20 protein-coding genes are annotated in these 19,789 nt (G+C 62.7%); 9 read left to right on the top strand and 11 right to left on the bottom strand.

Annotated features, from left to right (window positions below; all coding sequences use genetic code 11):
• Positions 1-3 precede the first annotated feature (3 nt).
• Genes leuS through holA form a run of 3 tightly spaced genes read left to right on the top strand, consistent with a single transcriptional unit; the run spans position 4 to position 4,454 of the window.
• Entirely contained in the window at positions 4-2,634 is a 2,631-nt protein-coding gene (gene leuS / locus NJLHNGOC_RS10725; RefSeq protein ID WP_206059770.1) for a leucine--tRNA ligase, read from the top strand.
• Positions 2,635-3,432 (top strand): LPS assembly lipoprotein LptE, encoded by a 798-nt coding sequence (locus tag NJLHNGOC_RS10730; protein ID WP_113596341.1) that lies wholly within the window; start codon positions 2,635-2,637, stop codon positions 3,430-3,432.
• Positions 3,429-4,454 carry a DNA polymerase III subunit delta gene (holA, locus tag NJLHNGOC_RS10735; RefSeq protein WP_113596342.1) on the top strand — a complete coding sequence of 342 codons (1,026 nt, stop codon included), beginning with the start codon at positions 3,429-3,431 and terminating at the stop codon, positions 4,452-4,454. The genes NJLHNGOC_RS10730 and holA overlap by 4 nt, the downstream gene beginning before the upstream one ends.
• A 380-nt stretch (positions 4,455-4,834) precedes the next feature.
• Here holA and NJLHNGOC_RS15995 read toward each other — a convergent pair whose 3' ends face one another.
• A complete protein-coding gene (locus tag NJLHNGOC_RS15995; protein ID WP_165837919.1) occupies positions 4,835-5,005 on the bottom strand; it encodes a hypothetical protein in 171 nt (56 codons plus the stop codon).
• Positions 5,006-6,048: 1,043 nt separating this feature from the next.
• Positions 6,049-6,648: a PadR family transcriptional regulator gene (locus NJLHNGOC_RS10745; RefSeq protein ID WP_206059771.1), complete on the bottom strand. Its 600-nt coding sequence runs from the start codon at positions 6,646-6,648 to the stop codon at positions 6,049-6,051.
• 471 nt (positions 6,649-7,119) lie between these two features.
• On the opposite strand from NJLHNGOC_RS10745, the gene NJLHNGOC_RS16000 reads away from it, so the two are divergent.
• The gene (locus NJLHNGOC_RS16000; RefSeq protein ID WP_165837920.1) at positions 7,120-8,022 is read left to right on the top strand and encodes a CPBP family intramembrane glutamic endopeptidase; all 903 of its coding nucleotides are present in this window, start codon (positions 7,120-7,122) and stop codon (positions 8,020-8,022) included.
• Between the two features lie 199 nt (positions 8,023-8,221).
• Positions 8,222-9,679 carry a phosphomannomutase gene (locus NJLHNGOC_RS10755; protein ID WP_206059775.1) on the top strand — a complete coding sequence of 486 codons (1,458 nt, stop codon included), beginning with the start codon at positions 8,222-8,224 and terminating at the stop codon, positions 9,677-9,679.
• A 110-nt stretch (positions 9,680-9,789) separates the two neighbouring features.
• On the opposite strand, the gene NJLHNGOC_RS10760 is transcribed toward NJLHNGOC_RS10755, so the two are convergent.
• The 3 genes from NJLHNGOC_RS10760 to NJLHNGOC_RS10770 all read right to left on the bottom strand — a co-directional run bounded on the left by NJLHNGOC_RS10760 (position 9,790) and on the right by NJLHNGOC_RS10770 (position 12,205).
• Positions 9,790-10,812: an MYG1 family protein gene (locus NJLHNGOC_RS10760; protein WP_113596346.1), complete on the bottom strand. Its 1,023-nt coding sequence runs from the start codon at positions 10,810-10,812 to the stop codon at positions 9,790-9,792.
• A 73-nt stretch (positions 10,813-10,885) separates the two neighbouring features.
• Positions 10,886-11,473, bottom strand: a complete 588-nt coding sequence (locus tag NJLHNGOC_RS10765; RefSeq protein ID WP_113596347.1) for a methylated-DNA--[protein]-cysteine S-methyltransferase — start codon at positions 11,471-11,473, stop codon at positions 10,886-10,888.
• Between the two features lie 183 nt (positions 11,474-11,656).
• A complete protein-coding gene (locus NJLHNGOC_RS10770; protein WP_113596388.1) occupies positions 11,657-12,205 on the bottom strand; it encodes a Dps family protein in 549 nt (182 codons plus the stop codon).
• Between the two features lie 307 nt (positions 12,206-12,512).
• Between NJLHNGOC_RS10770 and NJLHNGOC_RS10775 the strand changes: the two genes are divergently transcribed.
• Positions 12,513-13,115: a cupin gene (locus tag NJLHNGOC_RS10775; protein WP_113596348.1), complete on the top strand. Its 603-nt coding sequence runs from the start codon at positions 12,513-12,515 to the stop codon at positions 13,113-13,115.
• A gap of 16 nt (positions 13,116-13,131) precedes the next feature.
• Here the strand turns inward: NJLHNGOC_RS10775 and NJLHNGOC_RS10780 are convergent, their stop codons facing one another.
• Complete coding sequence (locus NJLHNGOC_RS10780; protein WP_113596389.1) at positions 13,132-14,043, bottom strand: LysR family transcriptional regulator; 912 nt, start codon at positions 14,041-14,043, stop codon at positions 13,132-13,134.
• 160 nt (positions 14,044-14,203) lie between these two features.
• Here NJLHNGOC_RS10780 and NJLHNGOC_RS10785 point away from each other — a divergent pair, with 160 nt between their 5' ends.
• Complete coding sequence (locus NJLHNGOC_RS10785) at positions 14,204-14,980, top strand: SDR family oxidoreductase (protein WP_113596390.1); 777 nt, start codon at positions 14,204-14,206, stop codon at positions 14,978-14,980.
• A 567-nt stretch (positions 14,981-15,547) separates the two neighbouring features.
• Here NJLHNGOC_RS10785 and NJLHNGOC_RS10790 read toward each other — a convergent pair.
• Positions 15,548-16,036: a Spy/CpxP family protein refolding chaperone gene (locus NJLHNGOC_RS10790; RefSeq protein WP_239021473.1), complete on the bottom strand. Its 489-nt coding sequence runs from the start codon at positions 16,034-16,036 to the stop codon at positions 15,548-15,550.
• 235 nt (positions 16,037-16,271) lie between these two features.
• On the opposite strand from NJLHNGOC_RS10790, the gene NJLHNGOC_RS10795 reads away from it, so the two are divergent.
• Positions 16,272-17,213 carry a nucleoside hydrolase gene (locus NJLHNGOC_RS10795; protein WP_113596350.1) on the top strand — a complete coding sequence of 314 codons (942 nt, stop codon included), beginning with the start codon at positions 16,272-16,274 and terminating at the stop codon, positions 17,211-17,213.
• Positions 17,214-17,246: 33 nt separating this feature from the next.
• Here NJLHNGOC_RS10795 and NJLHNGOC_RS10800 read toward each other — a convergent pair whose 3' ends face one another.
• Complete coding sequence (locus tag NJLHNGOC_RS10800; protein ID WP_113596351.1) at positions 17,247-17,735, bottom strand: GAF domain-containing protein; 489 nt, start codon at positions 17,733-17,735, stop codon at positions 17,247-17,249.
• Between the two features lie 176 nt (positions 17,736-17,911).
• Between NJLHNGOC_RS10800 and NJLHNGOC_RS10805 the strand changes: the two genes are divergently transcribed.
• A complete protein-coding gene (locus NJLHNGOC_RS10805; protein WP_113596352.1) occupies positions 17,912-18,826 on the top strand; it encodes a glycosyl transferase in 915 nt (304 codons plus the stop codon).
• Positions 18,827-19,004: 178 nt separating this feature from the next.
• Here NJLHNGOC_RS10805 and NJLHNGOC_RS10810 read toward each other — a convergent pair whose 3' ends face one another.
• From NJLHNGOC_RS10810 to NJLHNGOC_RS10815, 3 genes are read right to left on the bottom strand one after another with little or no spacing between them, the layout of a single operon-like run.
• Positions 19,005-19,265, bottom strand: a complete 261-nt coding sequence (locus NJLHNGOC_RS10810; RefSeq protein WP_113596353.1) for a hypothetical protein — start codon at positions 19,263-19,265, stop codon at positions 19,005-19,007.
• A 51-nt stretch (positions 19,266-19,316) separates the two neighbouring features.
• Positions 19,317-19,472, bottom strand: a complete 156-nt coding sequence (locus NJLHNGOC_RS16005) for a hypothetical protein (RefSeq protein ID WP_165829174.1) — start codon at positions 19,470-19,472, stop codon at positions 19,317-19,319.
• Positions 19,473-19,504: 32 nt separating this feature from the next.
• Positions 19,505-19,783, bottom strand: a complete 279-nt coding sequence (locus tag NJLHNGOC_RS10815) for a hypothetical protein (protein WP_113596354.1) — start codon at positions 19,781-19,783, stop codon at positions 19,505-19,507.
• Positions 19,784-19,789: the final 6 nt, after the last annotated feature.

A 19,789-nucleotide genomic window follows, 5' to 3' on the forward strand; every position in this document is an offset into this window, starting at 1 on the left:
ACGATGACTGATTCCCATCCCTCCGCCGACACGCCCGCCGCCTATGACTTTTCCACAGCCGAGCCGCTGTGGCAGGGGAAATGGGAACGCAGCGGCGTCTTTGACGTGCCCGACGTCCCCCCTGCCGACCGCCCGAAATATTACGTGCTGGAGATGTTCCCCTATCCGTCGGGGCAGCTCCACATGGGGCACGTGCGCAATTACACGCTGGGCGATGTCGTCGCGCGGTACAAGCGCGCGCAGGGATTCAGCGTCCTGCACCCGATGGGCTGGGACGCATTTGGGCTGCCGGCGGAAAATGCGGCGCGCGAACGCGGCGTGCATCCGGGCAAGTGGACGATGGACAACATCGCCGCGATGCGCACGACGCTCAAGCAGCTGGGCTTTTCCTTCAACTGGGACCGCGAGATCGCGACCTGCCTGCCGGAATATTACGGCAAGCAGCAGAAGCTGTTCCTCGACATGCTGGCCGCGGGGCTGGTGGAACGGCGCGAAAGCTGGGTCAACTGGGACCCGGTGGACAATACCGTCCTGGCGAACGAACAGGTCGTCGACGGGCGCGGCTGGCGTTCGGGCGCGCTGATCGAACAGAAGCAGCTGTCGCAGTGGTTCCTGAAAATCACGAAATTCGCGCCGCAGCTTCTGGACGGGCTGTCGCACCTGCCGCGCTGGCCCGAACGGGTGCGCACGATGCAGGAACGCTGGATCGGCCGGTCGGAGGGCGCGCGCGTGCGCTTCGGCCTGCATGAACCGCCGGCGGGCTTTGACGTGGACCTTGATTCGGTGGAGGTGTTCACCACCCGTCCCGACACCCTGTTCGGCATGTCCTTCCTTGCCATCGCAGCGGATCATCCGCTGGCGGCCAAGGTCGCGGCAAGGAATGCGCAGGCCGCCGAATTCATCGCGGAATGCCATCGCCTCGGCACCTCCGAAGAGGCCATTGAGACGGCGGAAAAGCGTGGGTTCGACACCGGGCTGCGGGTGTCCCATCCCTTCATGCCGGACAGGTCGTTCCCCATCTGGATCGCGAATTTCGTGCTGATGGAATATGGCACGGGCGCGGTATTCGGATGCCCCTGCGGGGATCAGCGCGACCTTGATTTCGCCAACAAGTACCACCTGCCCTTCATCCCCGTCATCCTGCCGCCCGACGCGGACCCGCAGACCTTCAGCGTGACCACGAAGGCCACCGACGGGCAGGGCACGCTGTTCAATTCCGCCTTCCTCGACGGACTCGACATCCCCACCGCCAAGAAGGAGGCGATCGCCCGTCTCGAGGGGCTGGGCGTGGGACGCGGGGTGGTCAACTGGCGCCTGCGTGACTGGGGCATTTCGCGGCAGCGTTACTGGGGCTGCCCCATTCCCATCATCCACTGTGCCTCCTGCGGTGCGGTGCCTGTCCCTGACGATCAGCTTCCGGTGGTCCTGCCCGAGGACGTCACGTTCGACCGGCCGGGCAACCCGTTGGAACACCACCCGACATGGAAACATGTCGCCTGTCCCAGATGCGGCCAGCCCGCCACGCGGGAGACGGATACCTGCGACACCTTCGTTGACAGTTCGTGGTATTTCGCCCGCTTCACCGCCCCGCACGCGGCCCAGCCGACCGTGATCGCGGCAGCCGACGGATGGCTGCCTGTCGATCAGTATATCGGCGGCATCGAACATGCGATCCTTCATCTGCTCTATGCCCGTTTCTTTACCCGGGCCATGCATGAAACCGGGCACCTGAACGTGGACGAACCCTTTGCCGGGCTGTTCACGCAGGGAATGGTCAACCACGAAAGCTATCGCGACGCGGCGGGCAACTGGCTGTATCCCGACGAGGTCGAACGCACGGCCACGGGCGCGGTCCGCCGCGACAGCGGCGCGCCGGTCACCGTGGGCCGTGTCGAGAAGATGTCCAAGTCCAAGCGCAATACCGTCGCCCCCGTGACGATCATCGAACGCTTTGGCGCGGACACCGCGCGGTGGTTCGTCCTGTCGGACAGCCCGCCGGAACGCGACATGGAATGGACGGAATCCGGCGTGGCTGGGGCGGCGCGTTTCCTGCAGCGCCTGTTCCGGGTCGTGCGCACCGTTGCGGCACAGACCACGGCGGAGGCCACCTGCCCCGCGCAGGTCGCACCGGCCGCCGATACGCTGCGTCGTGCCACCCACCGCACCATCGCCGCCGTGACGGAGGCGCTGGAGGGTTTCAGCCCCAACGTCGCCGTCGCGCGCCTGCATGAACTGACGTCGGCGCTGTCCGACGCGGAAAGGAACGCGGACGAGGCAGGCGTCGCCTTTGCCCGGCGCGAAGCCGCGCTGGCGCTGTGCCTGCTGTGCGCGCCGATGGTTCCCCATCAGGCCGAAGCCATGATGGCGCTGCTGGAACCCGGTGGCGTGGCCGTGGTCGAACGCGCATGGCCCAGGGCGGATCCTGCCCTGCTTGCCGCGAAGGAAGTCACGATCGCGGTGCAGATCATGGGCAAGCTGCGCGGCACGATCGCGGTGCCGCCGGACATGGCCGGCGACGATGTCATCGCCCGGGCCGAGGCCGAGCCGAATGTGGCCCGCCTGCTGGAAGGCGCGCGGATCGTCAAGCGCATCCACGTGCCGGGGCGCATCGTCAATTTCGTGATCGCGAAATAGATGCCCGGCCTTTCCTGCCGTTCCCGTTTGCGGTCGCTTGCCGCCGCCGCCCTGCTGGTCATGGTGGGTGGCTGCGGCTTCTCGCCCATGTACAAGACGACAGGAAAGCATCTTGGCCCCGATGGACGGCCCACCGTGACCGATGTCGCGGCAGAACTGCAGCAGGTCTATGTCCCGCGCATCACCGAACGCTATGGCCAGCAGCTGCGGCAGTTCCTGCAACAGGATCTGGGCGGGGCGGGGCCGGAAAACCCCACCCGCTACAGCCTGAGCATCCGCACCTACATGATGAACGAGGCGGTGGACATCCATTCCGACAATACCAGCGGGCGCACGCGCACCACCGCCTTTGCCCACTGGCAGCTTTATACCATCGGCGCGACCCCCCACCTGCTGGCGCAGGGGGACGCGAACATCATCGACGGGGTCAACAATACCTATGAACAGTATTTTGCCCTGTCGCTGAACCTGGAAACCGTGCGCACCCGCGTCGCCAAGAACATGGCCGAAGAGATCACCCAGCAGGTGGCCATATGGTTCCGCACCCATGCGAAGCCCGCAACGGACGGTTCGGACGCGGACCAGAACCAGCCGCGCTTCATTGATCCGGATTCCATGCCGAACGTCGACAACAACCAGATGCCATCGCAGCGTCCCGGCCCCGACGGCCTGCCCGCACTGGCGACGGGACGGTCGAATTCGCAGCTGGATGACCAGAACAGCACCAGCACCTCAACCAGTGTCGGGTCTGACTTGCCTGATAATGTCAGCATCGGCGGCAACGGCGAAAACCAGTGAAGATTAGCCCCCGCGCGATTGCCTCCACCCTGCGTGATCCCGGGGCGTGGCACGTCCTGATGCTGCATGGGGAAGATGCCGGCCTGATCCGCGAACGCGCGACACAGGCGGCGCAGGTCATCACGCCCCAGCTGGACGATCCCTTCCGGGTCGCCATTCTTGGGCGCGATGCCCATGACCGCATTGTCGAAGAATGCACGGCGCTGTCGCTGGTGGGCGGACGTCGCGTCGTCTGGGTGCGCGAAGGGCGCGACGGCCTGACAGCCACCCTGAAGGAGTGTCTGGCGCAGCAGACCGATACGCTGCTCATCATCGAGGCGCCGGGACTGGAATCCCGCTCCAGGCTGCGCACCCTTCTGGAAAAGGCCCCCAACTGCGCCGTCATCGCCTGTTATCCGGAGGAAGGGCGCGCGCTGGAGGGCAGCATCCGCCAGATGCTTGGTGCGCTGGGGGTCCAGATTGATCCCGATGCCCTGGCATGGTTTGCCGAACGCGCCAGCCCCGATCGCGCGGCGACACGCGCCGAGGTGGAAAAGCTGTTCCTTTTCGCCGGGGAAGGTGGGCGCCTGACGCTGGACGATGTCCGCGCCAGCATTGGCGACGCGGCCAGTGTCTCCCTCGAAGATGCAGCCTTTGCCGCGATGGTGGGGGATCGTGCCGCGGCCGACCTGGCCATTGAACGCGCCATGACCACGGACCGCATGACGCCGATTGCCGTCGCGCGCGCCCTTCTGTCGCATATCCATCGCCTGCGCCGGGTGCGTCTGGCGATGGATTCGGGACAGGGCCGCGCCGAAGCCATGGCCGGATTGCGGCCGCCGGTTTTCTTCAGGCGCACGGACGCTTTTGGCCGCGCCGTTTCAGTATGGAGTGCCCCGGCCCTGATGCAGGCGGCAGAGCAGACACAGCAGCTTGAACTAGCGTGCAAGCAGACGGGAAGCCCCGACGTGGTCCTGTGCAAGCGCCATATCGCGCAACTGACGGCGCAGGCACGGATAATGGCGCGCCAGCGCCGGGGATAGTCCATATTGCCGCTTGCCCCCGTTCCGTCCGTTCGCTACACAGGGGCGGTGTGTCCGCGTAGCTCAGCAGGATAGAGCACAGGATTCCTGGTTTCAAATTGGGCGTCACGATGGGAAACCGCGTGGCGGATCTGCTCAAATTCGGGGAACGCTCTGGCAACGATGCCGTGCCGATCCCGAGCCAAGTCCGGCCCCGCGCCGGAAAGGTGTAGAGACTGGATGGGCAGCACCTACCGATCCCCCGTGGGTCCATGGTGAAGGGACAGTCCAGACCACGAACGTCATCGCATGATGACGGCGGCGAAAGTCGAAGTGGGATGAATCCTGGGGCCGTGGGTTCGAATCCCGCCGCGGACACCAACTTTCAAGTCATCCTGGAATCATAAAAGTTTTTGGCGAAGCTTTTTGCAAAAAGCTTTGAAAGGCGCTGCCTTTTTCAAAAAGGCGACACCCGAAATTTTTGTTTTCATCAGCAGGCTGTTTTCAGGCAGTCTCCCGGAAAACAGCCATTTCCCCTGAAACCGTATTGCCGGGATCGGTTTTGTTGTCATATTGCCGCCGTGACAACAGACGGCATCTTACAGATACGCAGTGCCGTGCAGTCCATCCCCGCAGTAAACCCGGTGTCGTGTCAGATGGTGAAGGTCAGACGCTCGAAACTGTGGCGGCAGCTGTATTGCATGGCCGCTTCATGATCACGAGCCAACAGAACCGGGCCGTCTCCTTACTTACCAAGGTCGCCTGTCCAATAAATGCAGCATACGGGCAGACGGCATGACCGACATAAAAAAAAGGCCCGGCGTAAAACCGGGCCTTTCGTCTGGGAGATGGGATCAGTTGGAGCTGGAGCTGTTGCTGCTGGAACCGTTGTTCTGGTTCCAGCCGCCGCCATGACGGTCGCCACCACCGTGACGGCCCCAACCGCCACCGTTCTGGCCGCCACCATTCTGACCGCCATCGCCCTGGCCCTCGCCACCATGGCGACCCCAGCCNACCTTCATTCTGGCCTTCGCCACCACCATGACGGCCCCAGCCGCCACCGTTCTGGCCACCACCATTCTGACCGCCATCGCCCTGGCCCTCGCCACCATGGCGACCCCAGCCNGCCTTCGTTCTGGCCTTCGCCACCACGCTCGCCATGATGATGTCCATGGCCGCGATGTTCACCCTGCTCACTGCTCTGACCCTGATCAGAAGACTGGGCATGAGCCGCCAGCGGGAGGGAGGCGCCAAGGGCGAGTGCAAACAAAATTGAACGCTTCATGATATATCCTTTAAATCGACCCACAATACGTTGTGCCAGATGACTGAAAATGTAAGGCCGAATAGTGTAACAAACAGAATCAGAATATCTTTCACGGTGACAGTAAAAGCTTTCCGAATGATAGATATTCTATAAAATGCACCAGATATATTTTATTGATATTCCGGAACATCATTGTATCCGCATGGATAATCCGCCACGACCGGTTCATGTTTTCCCGAAGGGATGGCTTCCTGCACGGTAAATACATGAAGGTTACAGGGCAGCTTCCGGCCCGGATGTGCTTCAGCGCAACCGAGCCGGGGCGTATATATCCGGGAGCGGTCTATTTCAGAGCTGGGCGATCGCCCGCGCGGCCTCGTCCAGCAGGGCTGCGATCTTTTCCTCGGCGGCCGTATCGAGACCACCGTTGCGCAGCCTCAGGCGAAGCGCGGTGCGCAGGTTTTCCATGCCGCGCATGACCGGCATCGGGACATCCCTGCGGCCCCCCCTGCCCTCTGCGGCACCGGTCGCGGCACGGGCCAGGATTTCATCAAGACCCGCGCGATTGGCCCCAAGGAACGCCTCGCCTTCCGGCGTGATGTGATAGTTCTTGCGGCCATCGGCCTCGACTGCGCGGGCATAGCCGGCCTCATCCAGCCATGTCAGCGTAGGATAGATCACGCCGGGGCTGGGGGCGTAGCTGCCACCGAATTTTTCCTCGATCATGCGGATCAGTTCATACCCGTAAGTGGGCTTTTCCGCGATCAGCGAGAGGACCAGCAGCCGCATCTCGCCATAATCGAACAACCGGTGGCGTCCGCCCCGGCGGCCACCGCCATGATGCCCGCCACGACCGTGATGGCGACGGGGCCCTTCGGCACCGCCCATGCCTTCGGGAGAGAAAGTCTGGCGGTTACGACCGCCTGCGTGTCTGTTTCTGTGTTTCATGATTGTCGATATAATTCCCGATATATCATACGTCAAGATATATCGGGATATATTTTCTCTTTTCGCATCATGCCATCCAGCAGGCCAGCGTCTCCCCCCGGTCTAATCACTGTGCTGGAGCAGAGAAAAAGATCCCTTATCCGTTCTTCTTGTCTGTCGTTCAGACAATTCCGTGGCATGATAAGAGGTCGCGTCAAGAATCGCCCCAGAAATTCTCAGTATTTTACAAAAAGGTCTTTGGTTAAGGTTTTCGCAAAAAGCTTCAAAGAACGCCGCCTTTTTGAAAAAAGGCAGCACCCAAAAACTTTTATTATTTTCTATCAACGCGTTATTTCCAAACAATCTCCAGCCGACCAAAGTGATTCAAAGACCGACGATTTCACAGTAAAAACGCAGACGGAAAGAATAAAAGGACAGACGCCTCCCCGTCTGGACCAAAGGATGCGCGGCCTGACAAAAGGAACATTCAGCATGGGCACTCTGCGCCTTGCACGGCTCCCGTCCCTCCGAAGCTGGCTTGCGCTACTGTTCATCGCCGCAGTGTATATCGGATTCGACCACCTTGCGTTTGTCATCGACAAACCGCTGGCCAAGGCGTTCGGCCTTCACACGACAGCCCGGGACGAGATGGAGCTGTTGCCCTATGCATTGCTGATGGTGGTCCGATTCCTGATGGACCTGCCTGTCGTTGCAGGCGTCTGCGCAATCCTGAATTGCCCGATAGCCGGTTTTCCGCTGCTCGGTCCCCGGATGGGAAGGCTGACAGTCATTGGGTTGGCAATCGGCCTGACCGTCATGACCGGCGCGATCCTTGCAATCATGGCAACCGGAAGCGCCGATGTCGCGGTATCGGCGCAGTCTCCGCTGTCCGCCCTGTCATATGGCAGCGGCTGGCTGGTCTTTGATTTTGTCGGGGCAACGGGCGAAGAACTGTTCGGTCGGGTGGCCGTCCTGCTGGTCGCGGAACGCTTTGTCGGGCGTGGGGGCGCCGCAATCGTCTCCGGGCTGATGTTCTCCGCCCTTCACCTCGGCAATCCCGGGGCAAGCTGGATCTGGCTTGCGCGCCTGTTCTTCCAGGGCGTGCTGCTGGCCTATGCGGTGTACCGGACAGGGTCGGTCTGGTGGTCCGTTGGCTATCATACCGGCTGGAACTGGGCGAGCGCGCCGCTGTTTGGCGCGGCCGGCAGCGGTTATCTCGATCAGGGGCATCTTCTTGACTTCATGCCAACCGGGTCCAGCCTGATAACCGGGGGCGCGGTGGGACCGGAAGGAAGCATATTTGCCTTCGTCGCCATGCTCTGCGCCTTCATGCTGCTTGTTACCACGACCTCCGGACACAGACTGGCCGCACGGCCGGTTCAGGAGATTTCCTGACAACGGCAAGGTCCCGGGAATTCAAAGCCCCGGTCCCAATGACTGCCTCCGGACCGGAACGCGCGATGGGGCACATCGGCGTACGCATCTTTATGGAATGAAATGGATTTTCATAAATATGCAGCGTGGGAAGATGTGATAAAATCCCCCGCACGACATAAGCAGGATGAAAGAAACGCTCATGAAAATAGCCCAATGGATGGAGCAGTCGGGTGTCGCTTTTGGCACCAGCGGTGCGCGCGGCCTTGTTTCCGCAATGAAGGATTCCGTCTGCTTCGCCTATACGGTGGGCTATCTCAAACATCTGGCGGGCCTTGGGGAATTCGCGCCGGGAACACACGTCGCGGTGGCGGGTGACCTACGCCCCAGCACGCCGCGCATCCTACGGGCCTGCGTCGCTGCCATCGAATACATGAAGGGGGTGCCGGTCTTCTGCGGTTATGTCCCGACCCCCGCCCTGTGCCTGCATGCCTTTGCGCGGGGCATTCCCTCGCTCATGGTCACGGGCAGCCATATCCCGGCCGACCGGAACGGGATCAAGTTCAACCGCGCACGGGGCGAGTTCCTCAAGACCGATGAGGCCGCCATGCGCGAACAGGACGTCGAACTTCCTGACGGATGGTTCGATGCGGACGGCGCGCTGACCGCGCCTGTCGAACTGCCGGAAAAGACCGATGTCGTTCCCGGCTTTGTCGCGCGTTACCGCGATTTTTTCGGGGCGGACGCCCTGTCGGGCCTGACGCTTGGCGTCTATCAGCATTCCGCCGTGGGACGCGACGTCCTTGTTGAAATCGTCGAGGCGCTGGGCGGCAAAGCCGTTCCGCTGGGCCGCAAGGACAGCTTCATTCCCGTCGATACCGAGGCGGTCCGCCCCGAGGATGCGAAGCTGGCGCGTGAATGGGCTGCCGACGGGAAACTGGACGCCATCCTGACAACGGATGGGGATTCCGATCGTCCCCTGCTGGCAGATCGGGCCGGAAACTGGCTGCGTGGGGATGTTCTGGGCATTCTGGCCGCGCGTTTCCTTGATGCGGCTGCCGTCACCACCCCCGTCAGCAGCAATACCGCGCTGGAAAAATCCGGCTTTGCAAAGGATATCCGCCGCACCCGCATCGGCTCCCCCTTCGTCGTGGCGGCCATGACCGAGGCAGCGGATGCGGGATTCGTGCCCTCCGTCGGTTATGAAGCCAATGGCGGCTTCCTCCTCGCCAGTGATGTAAAGCGTGGGGAGCGGACACTTGCGGCCCTGCCCACGCGGGATTCCATCCTGCCGATGATCTGCGCGCTGGTCGCGGCCCGCAGGGCAGGAAAGGACCTCGCGGGCCTTGTCGCCACCCTGCCGCAGCGTTTCACGCTGAGTGACCGCCTGGTGGAAATGCCCACGGCCCAAAGCAGGGCCCATATTGCAAAGCTTGCCGAAAACCCGGCCCGGGGCGCCACGTCACTCGGCTTTACGAAGGCCTGTGGCAACCTGTCCCACGTGGACCACACCGATGGCCTGCGCATGACATTCGACAGCGGGGAAGTCATTCACCTGCGCCCGTCCGGCAATGCCCCGGAACTGCGGGTTTATGTGGAGGCCGACAGCCCTGAACGCGCCGCCTCCCTGCTTGCCACCGGCATTGAGGCGGTCGGCGCATGGCGCGACGCATCGTAATGGCTGCCGCGCGACCTGTCCCCCTGCGCTGACGGGGGCAGGCATCGCGAAATCCCCTGACCACCGCGCGGGTCAGGGGCAATCCCCGATCCGGGCGGTCGGGGCTGGTGTTACGCGCCCTTGAGGGCCTCGTCGATCTCCAGCGCCAGACGCGCCATCTTCAGCGCGCCTTCGCGGCTTCCCGCGCCACAGATGAACCGCGCGGGGTGGGCGAACACGGCGTCGGGCACGCCCGATACACTGGCAAGGGCCTCGCCTTCCAGTCCACGCCAGGCCTCGGGCAATGAAACGCGCTGTCCGAAATCGCCACGGACGGGCGGGACCGCCTTTACGTTCCAGCGCCCCGATCCCGCCGGCGACACCACATAGACGACGGGCAGGTCATGCTCGAAAATCACCTTTTCGGTGGGCATGCCCGTATCCATCACCAGAATGCGCTTGTCCTGCGCCGCTTCATAAGCTGCGAGCACCCGGTCCGTCGCCTTGAGGCTGGCGCGCACACGATCGACCGTGTTCACCAGATGGGACGCGACCGCCACCGCCGCATTCGCGAAACCCAGCGTCTCTCGCGCGCGGGCTTCCTGTGCGCCATACAGTTCGGCCGCATCCCATGTCGGACGGCAGGCCGATACGATATCCGCCAGCGACAGTTTCTCCAGCTTCACGACGCCATTGTCGTCCTGATCGATCGGCAGGACCATCGACCGGTCAACGGCCTGCCAGATGGCCTCGGCCACGCTGTCTTCCACCGGGGTGCCAAGGATATTGCGGATCGCGGCAATGCCGTAATCCTTCCACAGCAGGCCCGCCGCGCTGAAGGGCGTTCCGTCCTCGCGCAGGGGCTTGTCCTTCATGTGGTGGTCGTAACGTCCCTTTGCCGGGTCATAGACCCCGCCGACGTCAAACACGATGTCCGCCGCGCGGATGCGTTCGGGGGAACGCGTCCGTTCGAAACCGAGCCTGTCCGGCGTCCCTTCGCCCAGCACGCGCCCGCGCAGGTCGCCACCGGGCGCCAGTGCGTAATGAAGGATGACGTAGCCCAGTGTCTCGTCAAGGTGGAAGTTCCCCGAATGGGTCAGCGCCCTGACGGGTGTGTTCCCGTCCCCAAGACCAACGGGGGTGTACTGTGACATGTGAAGACCTATCAACGAACAAGAATGAATTTCCAGCAGCGCCCCTCATGCCGCAAAGACCGCCACAAGACAATCAGCCCTGTCCGCGAATCATGCCGCATTCCTTCACGCTGGCCGCTTCGCGGTCCAGCAGGGCCTGCTTGCGCGCCACGCCCCAGCGATAGCCCGACAGCGTGCCGTCGGTGCGTATGACACGATGGCACGGAATGACAATCGCCAGCGCATTGGCCCCGCAGGCCCGCCCCACCGCGCGCACGGCCCGTGGCGCGTCAAGCCGTCGCGCAATATCGGCATAAGTAAGGGTGCCGCCTGGCGGAATAGTGCGCAGGACATCCCAGACCCGCTGCTGAAAGGGGGTGCCGCGCATATCAAGCGGCAGATCGGGCACCTGGTCGGGCGCGTCCCCGTCCCCCATCGCATCGACATACGCGCCGACGCGCTCCAGATACAGGCGGGCCTGTGGATCATCGTCTGTCAGTTCGGCACCGGCAAAGCGGGCCCGCAGGTCATGGGACAGCGTATCGGCGTCATCGCCCATCATGATGGCCACGACCCCCCGCTCCCCCGATATCAGCCCCAGCATGCCAAGCGAGCATGGCACCATGGCCATGCCAAGGCGTTCGCTTCCTGCCGAAACGCCCCGTAACCGCGTGTCCGTCATGAATCTCTCCCCTCGCATCGCGACAGCATCGGGATGGGTCCATGATCCGGCAGCGGGCGCGACAGTTACCTCCATCCTAGACGCAATCGTCCCCGGCCACGACAGATATCGGCGTGGGGATGGGACAGAGACCGCATCAGACTTGATGGCAGGGTTCTGGGGGAAAGGTTCCGGCGGCAGGGATCAGCTATTGCTGCCAAATGCCGGACGCGTGGCCTCGAACAGGAACCATGTGCGGCGTTCGGTTTCGTCGATCCACACTTCCAGCAGGCTGGCCGTGGCGACGTCATTACCTTCGTCGCACAGGGCATGAACCGCCCGCATCCGGGTGGTCAGCGCCAGATTGTCCTCCCGCAGTTCGGCAAGCATGTCTTCGGGCGTCACATATTCGGCGTCATTGTCCGCGACCTTCGTCAGGCGGCTGATTTCGCCAACGGAATGCAGCGTGGTGCCCCCGATCTTGCGCGCGCGTTCGGCCATCGGGTCGGTCATCGCAAAGATCTGCTCGCCCTGTTCATCCAGCAGCAGGTGATAATCGCGGAAATGGCGGCCGCTCATATGCCAGTGAAAATTCTTTGTCTTGATGTAAAGGGCGAAAACATCGGCCAGGGTCTCCTTCAGCCCGGCGGCGATATTCCTTACCGCATCCTGTTTCAGGTCCGTCGGCGTGCCGAGATAGGTCCGCACATGGGCTTCGCCTGCCTTCATCGCGGCCGTCTTGCTGCCTGTCATCGCAATCTCCATCAATATCGTGGTTTTTGTGGGATACGCAGGGCCCCGATGTTTCCGCCATGCCCCGTACGCGCGACGCGTAGGGCCGGTGGAATGGAACTTCCCTTTCGTTCCATGAACGGAAAAAAAAAACCTTCGTCAGGGCCGGGTTCCGGAGAAACGTCATGTTGGGGAAACGTCATGCGGGGGCGGACGGTTCCCCCTGATGCAACCGCCTGCGCCAGCAGGCGTCCATATTCGTGAACGCCCCACACGGGATACCCGTGGGAAACGGCACTGTCCCATTGCACCGGAAAGGAATGTCACAATGACCCTGCAACGTCGGCAGTTCCAGGCAATTCTGGGCATGCTGGGGCTGGTGCTGTGTGGCAGCAGCGTCCGCATGGCACGCGGGGCCACCAGCCGGAACAGCCCCGATTCCTTCATGCTGCCGCCCAATGGCTGGGTTCCGAACAATGCGCACCTGCCAGTCCTGCATTACCGCAATGGCTTTCCCACCCATGGCAGCGACCCGGCATCGGGGATGGAGGCGCTGTTTACCGCCAATGGCTGGCCCCCGCGCTGGCGATGGGGGGTTTACGATTTCCACCACTATCACAGCACCGCGCATGAGGTCCTGGGAATAGCAACGGGGTCCGCGCAACTGCGCCTTGGCGGCCCGGATGCCCGTCTGGTCACGGTGCGCGCGGGCGATGTCGTCGTCCTGCCGGCAGGCACCGGCCATAAAAACGAGGGGTCGAGCGATGATTTCCTGGTGGTGGGGGCCTATCCCCCCGATCAGGATTTCGACCTGCAGCGCGGGCCGATTCCGCCCGCGGCAATCACGATCATGAATCGCCTGCCATTCCCCTCAACCGATCCGGTGCAGGGCAGGGATGGCGCGCTGCCACGCCTGTGGCGGACGGGATGACGCCACGCGCCTGCCTTCATCCCGCCAGCGGCCGGGCGCATTCACGCAGCACCTCCTCCAGCCAGTCGGCGAAAACCTGTATCTTGCGTGAAAGATGCCTGCGATGGGGATAGAGCAGCGTCATGGGCAATGGCGGGGCACGCCATTGCGACAGCACCTCCACCAGTTCGCCACGATGCAGGAGGTCAGACACGTCATAGGCGGGAATCTGTATCAGCCCCAACCCGGCAAGACAGCAGGCAATGAACGCCTCGGCGCTGTTGACGGTCACGCGGCCGGACATGGGCAGCGTCCGCAGCATGCCGTCTTCCATCCATTCCCATGCCTCGACCCGCGCGGTGGAGGGCGACGCGTAACGGACGGCCATGTGCCGCGTCAGGTCCGCGGGCACCTGGGGCACGCCATGACGCGCCAGATAGGCGGGGGAGGCCACATTGATCAGCGGCAGTTCGCCCAGTGCGCGCGCGATCAGTCCGGAATCCTCCAGCGGGCCGATCCGCAGGACGCAGTCCACGCCATCTTCCACAAGGTTGACGGCCCGGTCGGTGACGCCGAGCTCGATGTCGATGCCCGGATAACGGTCCAGGAATTCCGGCAGTCTGGGCGCCACCAGCAACCTGCCGATCCGGCCGGGCAGGTTGACACGCAGCAGGCCGCGCGGGGTGTTCGCCTCCTGCCGGAACAGGTTTTCGGCCTCCTCCACATCCGCGATCAGGCGCAGGCAATGCTCATAGAACGCCATGCCATCCGCCGTCGGCGTGACGGAGCGGGTCGTGCGGGCCAGCAGGCGGATACCCAGCCGTCCCTCCAGTTCCTGAATGGCGGTGGAAACCGTCGATCGCGGCAGCTTCAGCGTCCCGGCCGCGCGGGTGAAGCTTGTCGTCTCCACCACGCGGGCGAAGACGCGGAACAGGTCGATCCGGTCCATTTCCTCCATCCCTCCCGATCACCGACACGGCGCTTTGTTCGTTATCTACGACATATGTTGTCGAAAAAGGCAACTTTATATGGATATCGCAAATGATATCTTTCCTTCATGACACCCGTCACCAGCGGGGCAGCATCGGAAACGAATGAAAGGCACCATCATGGCCGACCACAGCATTCACGGAAAAACCGTCCTGATCGCGGGGGGCGCCAAGAACCTGGGCGGACTGATCGCCCGTGATCTGGCGGCGCATGGCGCAAAGGCCATCGCCATCCATTACAACAGTGCCTCCACCAAGGCCGAAGCGGACAGGACGCTCAGCGACCTCAAGGCCGCGGGCGTGCAGGCCGTGGCATTTCAGGCCGACCTGACCACCGCCGCCGCCGCCACCGCAAAACTGTTTTCGGATACGGTCAATGCCATCGGACGCCCCGACATCGCCATCAACACGGTGGGGAAAGTCCTGAAAAAACCCATCAGCGAGACCAGCGAAGACGAATTCGACGAAATGTTCGCGGTCAATACCAAGGCGGCCTATTTCTTCATCAAGGAAGCGGGCATCCACCTCAATGACAATGGCAAGCTGCTGACGCTCGTCACCTCGCTGCTGGGGGCCTATACGCCGTTTTATTCCACCTATGCCGGGTCGAAGGCGGCGGTGGAACATTTCACCCGCGCGGCGTCAAAGGAGTACGGAGCACGCGGCATTTCGGTCAATGCCATTGGTCCCGGCCCGATGGACACGCCATTCTTCTACGGACAGGAATCGAAAGAGGCCGTCGCCTATCACAAGACAGCCGCCGCCCTGTCCGCGTTCAGCAAGACCGGCCTGACCAATATCGAGGATATCGCGCCGCATGTCCGCTTCCTGGTGTCCGAAGGATGGTGGATGACGGGGCAGACCATCCTCGTCAACGGTGGCTACACCACCAAATAGGCATCATTCCCCTTCGCGCCCGCACCCTACGGGCGTGAGGCCCCGTTCGGGGCGACCGGACCAGAAATCCCGTCCTGACTTCCATCAGCACCACTGCAATGGATCGCACGCCTGCGGACCATGCGGTGGTGCTGGCGCGTACGCCGCCATGCTTCCGCATCCCGATCGGATCTTTTGCCCTGCCACGATCCGCAAGGCACATCGGCAAACGGATTTATGTGTCGGGTTCGATAATATCATGAATATCGACCCAATCGTGCCTCTGAATGGCTTTCGGGGCATTGTCTGGCATGAACCGCCCTCCGGTCCGCCCCCGAACAGGTAGCCGACCTTCGGCCGAGATGTTCCCGATCTGGCCGCTGCCTTATTCCAGACGGTAGAGACGGTGCCTGCCATCCCTTCCGGGTGCCCTTCCCGCCTCTGCCTCCTGTCGGCGTGGCCTATGGCAGGATCATCCGTGGCCGGACGCAGGGCCAGCAAACAGAAATGGCGCCGGTTGAGGTCAACCGGCGCCATTGTCGGATGGGAAGCGGAACCCTGCGGCCCGCTTCCCGATGCCGGGAGAAGTTATTTCTGGGGCGCGGGGGGCGCCATCAGGGCATGCAGCTGTTCATGCAGGGCGTCGATCTTGTCCTGACGGTCCTTGATCTGCGCCAGCTGTTCCGGGGTCAGGATATCGTGGATCTTGACTTCCATCTCCAGATGCCGTGCCTCGCGCTTCTGGCGCAGGGCGTCCAGCTGCTGCTCGATCGAGGTCAGGCTGGCCTGATCGACCGTGCCGGGGGTGGACAGCACGGTGCGCAGCTGCGTGCGCAGGGTATGTTCCTGTTCCATATCGGCGCGGAAATCCGGATGCGGCCCGTGCATCAGCGCCGCCAGTTTCTTGTGCTGGGCGGCGGTCAGGGTAATCCCGCGCAGCGACAGGATATGATGGCCATGATGGTGACCGCCCCAGCCCCCGCCGCACCCTTCGCCCGGCGGGGGGGCATCATGCGCCAGCGCCGCGTGACCCGCAGTTCCGGCCAGACCGGTCATGACGGCAGCGGCAAGAAGCATTTTCTTCATCATTTCTGACTGAGTCCTAAATATTAAAATGATGTAATCAGCGTCATGTCATGCGCCTTACATTTACGGTTATATGAAATACCACCCGTTAGAATACGGCATCTGTTCTACGAATTGTAACATGTATATTTCGACATGAACCACTAGGTCTGGATAACGCCATTTCTGGCATCCGCAATAAATATGTCATAGTGTGATTACAGTAGTTACAAGGCATGCGGACCACATGACAGCGCACAGGATCATCATCGATACCGACCCCGGCGTGGATGACGCGGTCGCCATCATGCTGGCGCTGGCGTCCGACAGGCTGAAGGTGGAGGCCCTTGTCACCGTCGCGGGCAACGTGACGGTGGAACAGACCGCGCGGAATGCGTGCAGGATCCTTGAACTGGCGCAACGCACGGACATTCCCGTCCATGCCGGATGCGCGCGCCCGATCGGACATACCCGCGTCAGCGCAAGCCATGTCCATGGGGTCACGGGCATGGACGGTCCCGACCTGCCTGACCCCACGATGCCGGTCCAGCCCCGGCACGGGGTCGATTACCTGATCGATGCCATCCGTGACGCCCCGCAACACAGCCTGCACCTTGTCATGCTTGGTCCCATGACAAACCTCGCGATGGCCCTGATCAAGGCACCGGATATCGCCACGCGCCTGCGCGGGGTGGTGGCGATGGGCGGCGCGCGGTGCGAAGGGGGCAACATCACCCCCAGCGCCGAATTCAACTTCTACGCCGATCCCGAAGCTGCGGATATCGTCCTGCGCAGCGGCATCGCCCTGACGCTGCTGCCCCTCGACGTCACGCACCAGTGCCTGACGACGCCCGCGCGCCTTGCGCGGCTGCGTGCGCTGCCGGGCCGGTGCGCATCGGCGGTGGTCGCCATGCTGGAGGCATCGGGACGCTTTGACCTGAACAAATACGGGTGGGCGGGCGCGCCCCTGCATGACCCGTGCACCGTTGCATGGCTGCTGCAGCCGGACCTGTTCGCAGGGCGGCAGGTCAACGTCGCGATTTCGCTGCATGATCCGCTGACGCGCGGCATGTCCGTGGTGGACTGGTGGGACACGACGGACCGGCCCGCCAACGCCCTGTTCATGCACGACGCGAACGCGGACGGGTTTTACGAACTGCTGACGCGCCACCTCGCCCGCCTGCCCTGATGATCCCCTGCCCGCGCGAACGGGGGCAAGCCATCAGGGCGTCGCGTCACCACAGGCACGGACATACAGGGACGCCACCTGTTCGATCAGCTTCGCATGCGCGGGGGTAAAGCGCGCGACGTGGGGGCTGTCGATATCAATCACCCCCAGCACCTCCCCCGCCCGCATGATCGGCACCACGATTTCCGAACGCGATGCCGCGTCACACGCGATATGTCCTTCGAACTGATGGACATCCGGCACCACGATGGTCGCGCGCTGCCGTGCCGCCGTACCGCAGACCCCCTTTCCCATATCGATGCGGGTGCAGGCCACGCGTCCCTGGAATGGCCCCAGCACCAGCTGTCCGCCGCGCAGGAAATAGAAACCGGCCCAGTTGATGTCTGTCAGCCCCTCGAACAGGATGGCCGCGATATTTGCGGCATTGGCAATCGGATCACCCTCCCCTTCCATGACGGCGGTGATGGACGGGACGATGTCATCTTCCCCCAGGCGGGCGGATGTCCCTGCTTGAACTGTCATCAGTGCGGTTCCTATCATTAATCATGCACGCCCCGGAAGATAGCCGGTGCCGCAGGGATGGGCCAGCTGGGATGGGCCAGCAGGTGACGGCCCGTTTCCCATGCCAGGAAGATGACTGTATGCTGATCCTGTCCGTCCTGTCATGACCGGCCGGCGGGCAAGGCAGGAGTACCCGGTTGCGCAAGGTTATCGTCACGGGATGTGACAGCGGCTATTTCCCCCTAGTCATGGAACTGATCCAGTCGATCGGGAACAGGACGGATGCGGCATTATGCGTCCTCGATGCCGGGCTGACCCCGCAGCAGGCGCGCACGCTCCATGATCTCGGGGTGATGGTGCGCACCCCCTATGTCCCGGACTGTGCGCCGTCATGGCGGGTGCGCCGTCGCCCCACCCTTGCCATCAACCTGTCCAAGCTGTGGCTGGACCGCCTGTTGCCGCAGTTCGACCTGATCCTCTGGATCGATGCCGACGCATGGGTGCAGGACATCGCCGCCATCGAACATATGTTCGACGCCGCGCGCGGGGGTGGGATCGCCATCGTTCCTGAAATCGGCGCGAAAATCGCAGACATGTTCGCGATCCGCTGGATCTGCCCTGGCTGGATGCAGGTCCGCTCGTTCCTGTACAAGAACGCGCGCAAGGCCCGGCTGCCCTTTGCCATACGGCGGCAGATCGGGGCCAAGCCACTGCTGAATTCCGGGGTGATGTGCATCCATCGCGACGCGGCCATCTGGCCGGTGCTGCGCAAATGGCAGGACACCATCATACGCCGTGGCGGCGCGCTGTTCACGCAGGACCAGCTCAGCATCGCGCTTGCGGTCTATATCGACGGCGCCAGTGTCGTCTTCCTCGACAATTCGCACAATTATATCGGGCCATGGCTGCTTGATGAGGAATGCGGCAGCCTCGTCAACCTGTTCTATCCCCATGACCCGGTGGGGATTGTCCACCTCGTCTCGCAGGCGCGGCTGAGGGAGTCGCTGTCCAATACCCTGACCGTCCCGACGCTGTCGGGCGGGCAGGCGGCCGTCAACCTGCGGTTTGGCGGGATGCGGGCCTTGCGCGACGCGTCCTTCCCCGCTGACTGAATGACGCGGGGAAGCCTGGATCCGTTTGACAAGACAGGCCCGATAATCCCCTGAAATCATGAACGTTTCTGGTGAAGCTTTTATCCAGAAAGCTTCAGAAGACGTCACCTTTCTGAAAAAAAGGCAACACCCAGAAACTCTTATATTTTTCATCAACCGGCTGTTTTCAAACAGCCTTTTACGACGTTGCCTTATCCTTGATGGCTTTGTCCTTGAGCACCGTATCCGCCGCATCGCGCAGCTGACGCGCCAGATGCCGCGCCTGTTCTGGATGAAGGGCGGTCACCACGCGGCGGTCGCCGGATTTTAGGTGTTCGGGGGAGGTCGCCATGAAAAGGTCGAGGATCACCACGGAATCCTGCACCGCCTCCGCGCCGCAGCTTACGGTCGGATAGACGACGACATTGCCGCTGGAATCTTTTGTGTTTGCGTCAGACATGGGTGTCCTGTCCCTGAAGTTGAAGGTGGGATTGGGAATTGAAAACGGAACTCAGCGCACGCGCTTTTTCTGGGCCTGTTCCTGACGGAGCTGCGCGCTCTGCGCCTGGATGGTTTTCTGCGCCGCGGCCAGCGCGTCCCTGAGCCGTGCCAGTTCGGCCTTCAGTGCGGCGATTTCGGCACGCAGGGCGGGGGGATGATCGTCCATTCGTCACAACCTTTGCATACAGGAAGGGGGCGCTATTGGGTGGCAAATCGCGAACGTACCTGATCGAACAGCGCACGGGCCGCCATATCCTTTGAATCGGTATGTTCCATCAGGTGACGCATGCGCGCGGCGATGTCTTCGGCATGCACCGTGCCGGAATCAACCAGCATCTGCATCAGCTCCATGATGACCAGCTGCTGCGCGGCGATCATCTTGACCACCGGCATCACCTTCTTCTGCGCGGACTGTTCCGCCGCCTGCGCCAGAAGCTGCTGCAGCTGTTCGGTTTCGCTATCGGTAACCTGTTCCATGTGTTC

It is taken from the genome of Novacetimonas cocois (assembly GCF_003311635.1).
Taxonomy (GTDB): domain Bacteria; phylum Pseudomonadota; class Alphaproteobacteria; order Acetobacterales; family Acetobacteraceae; genus Novacetimonas; species Novacetimonas cocois.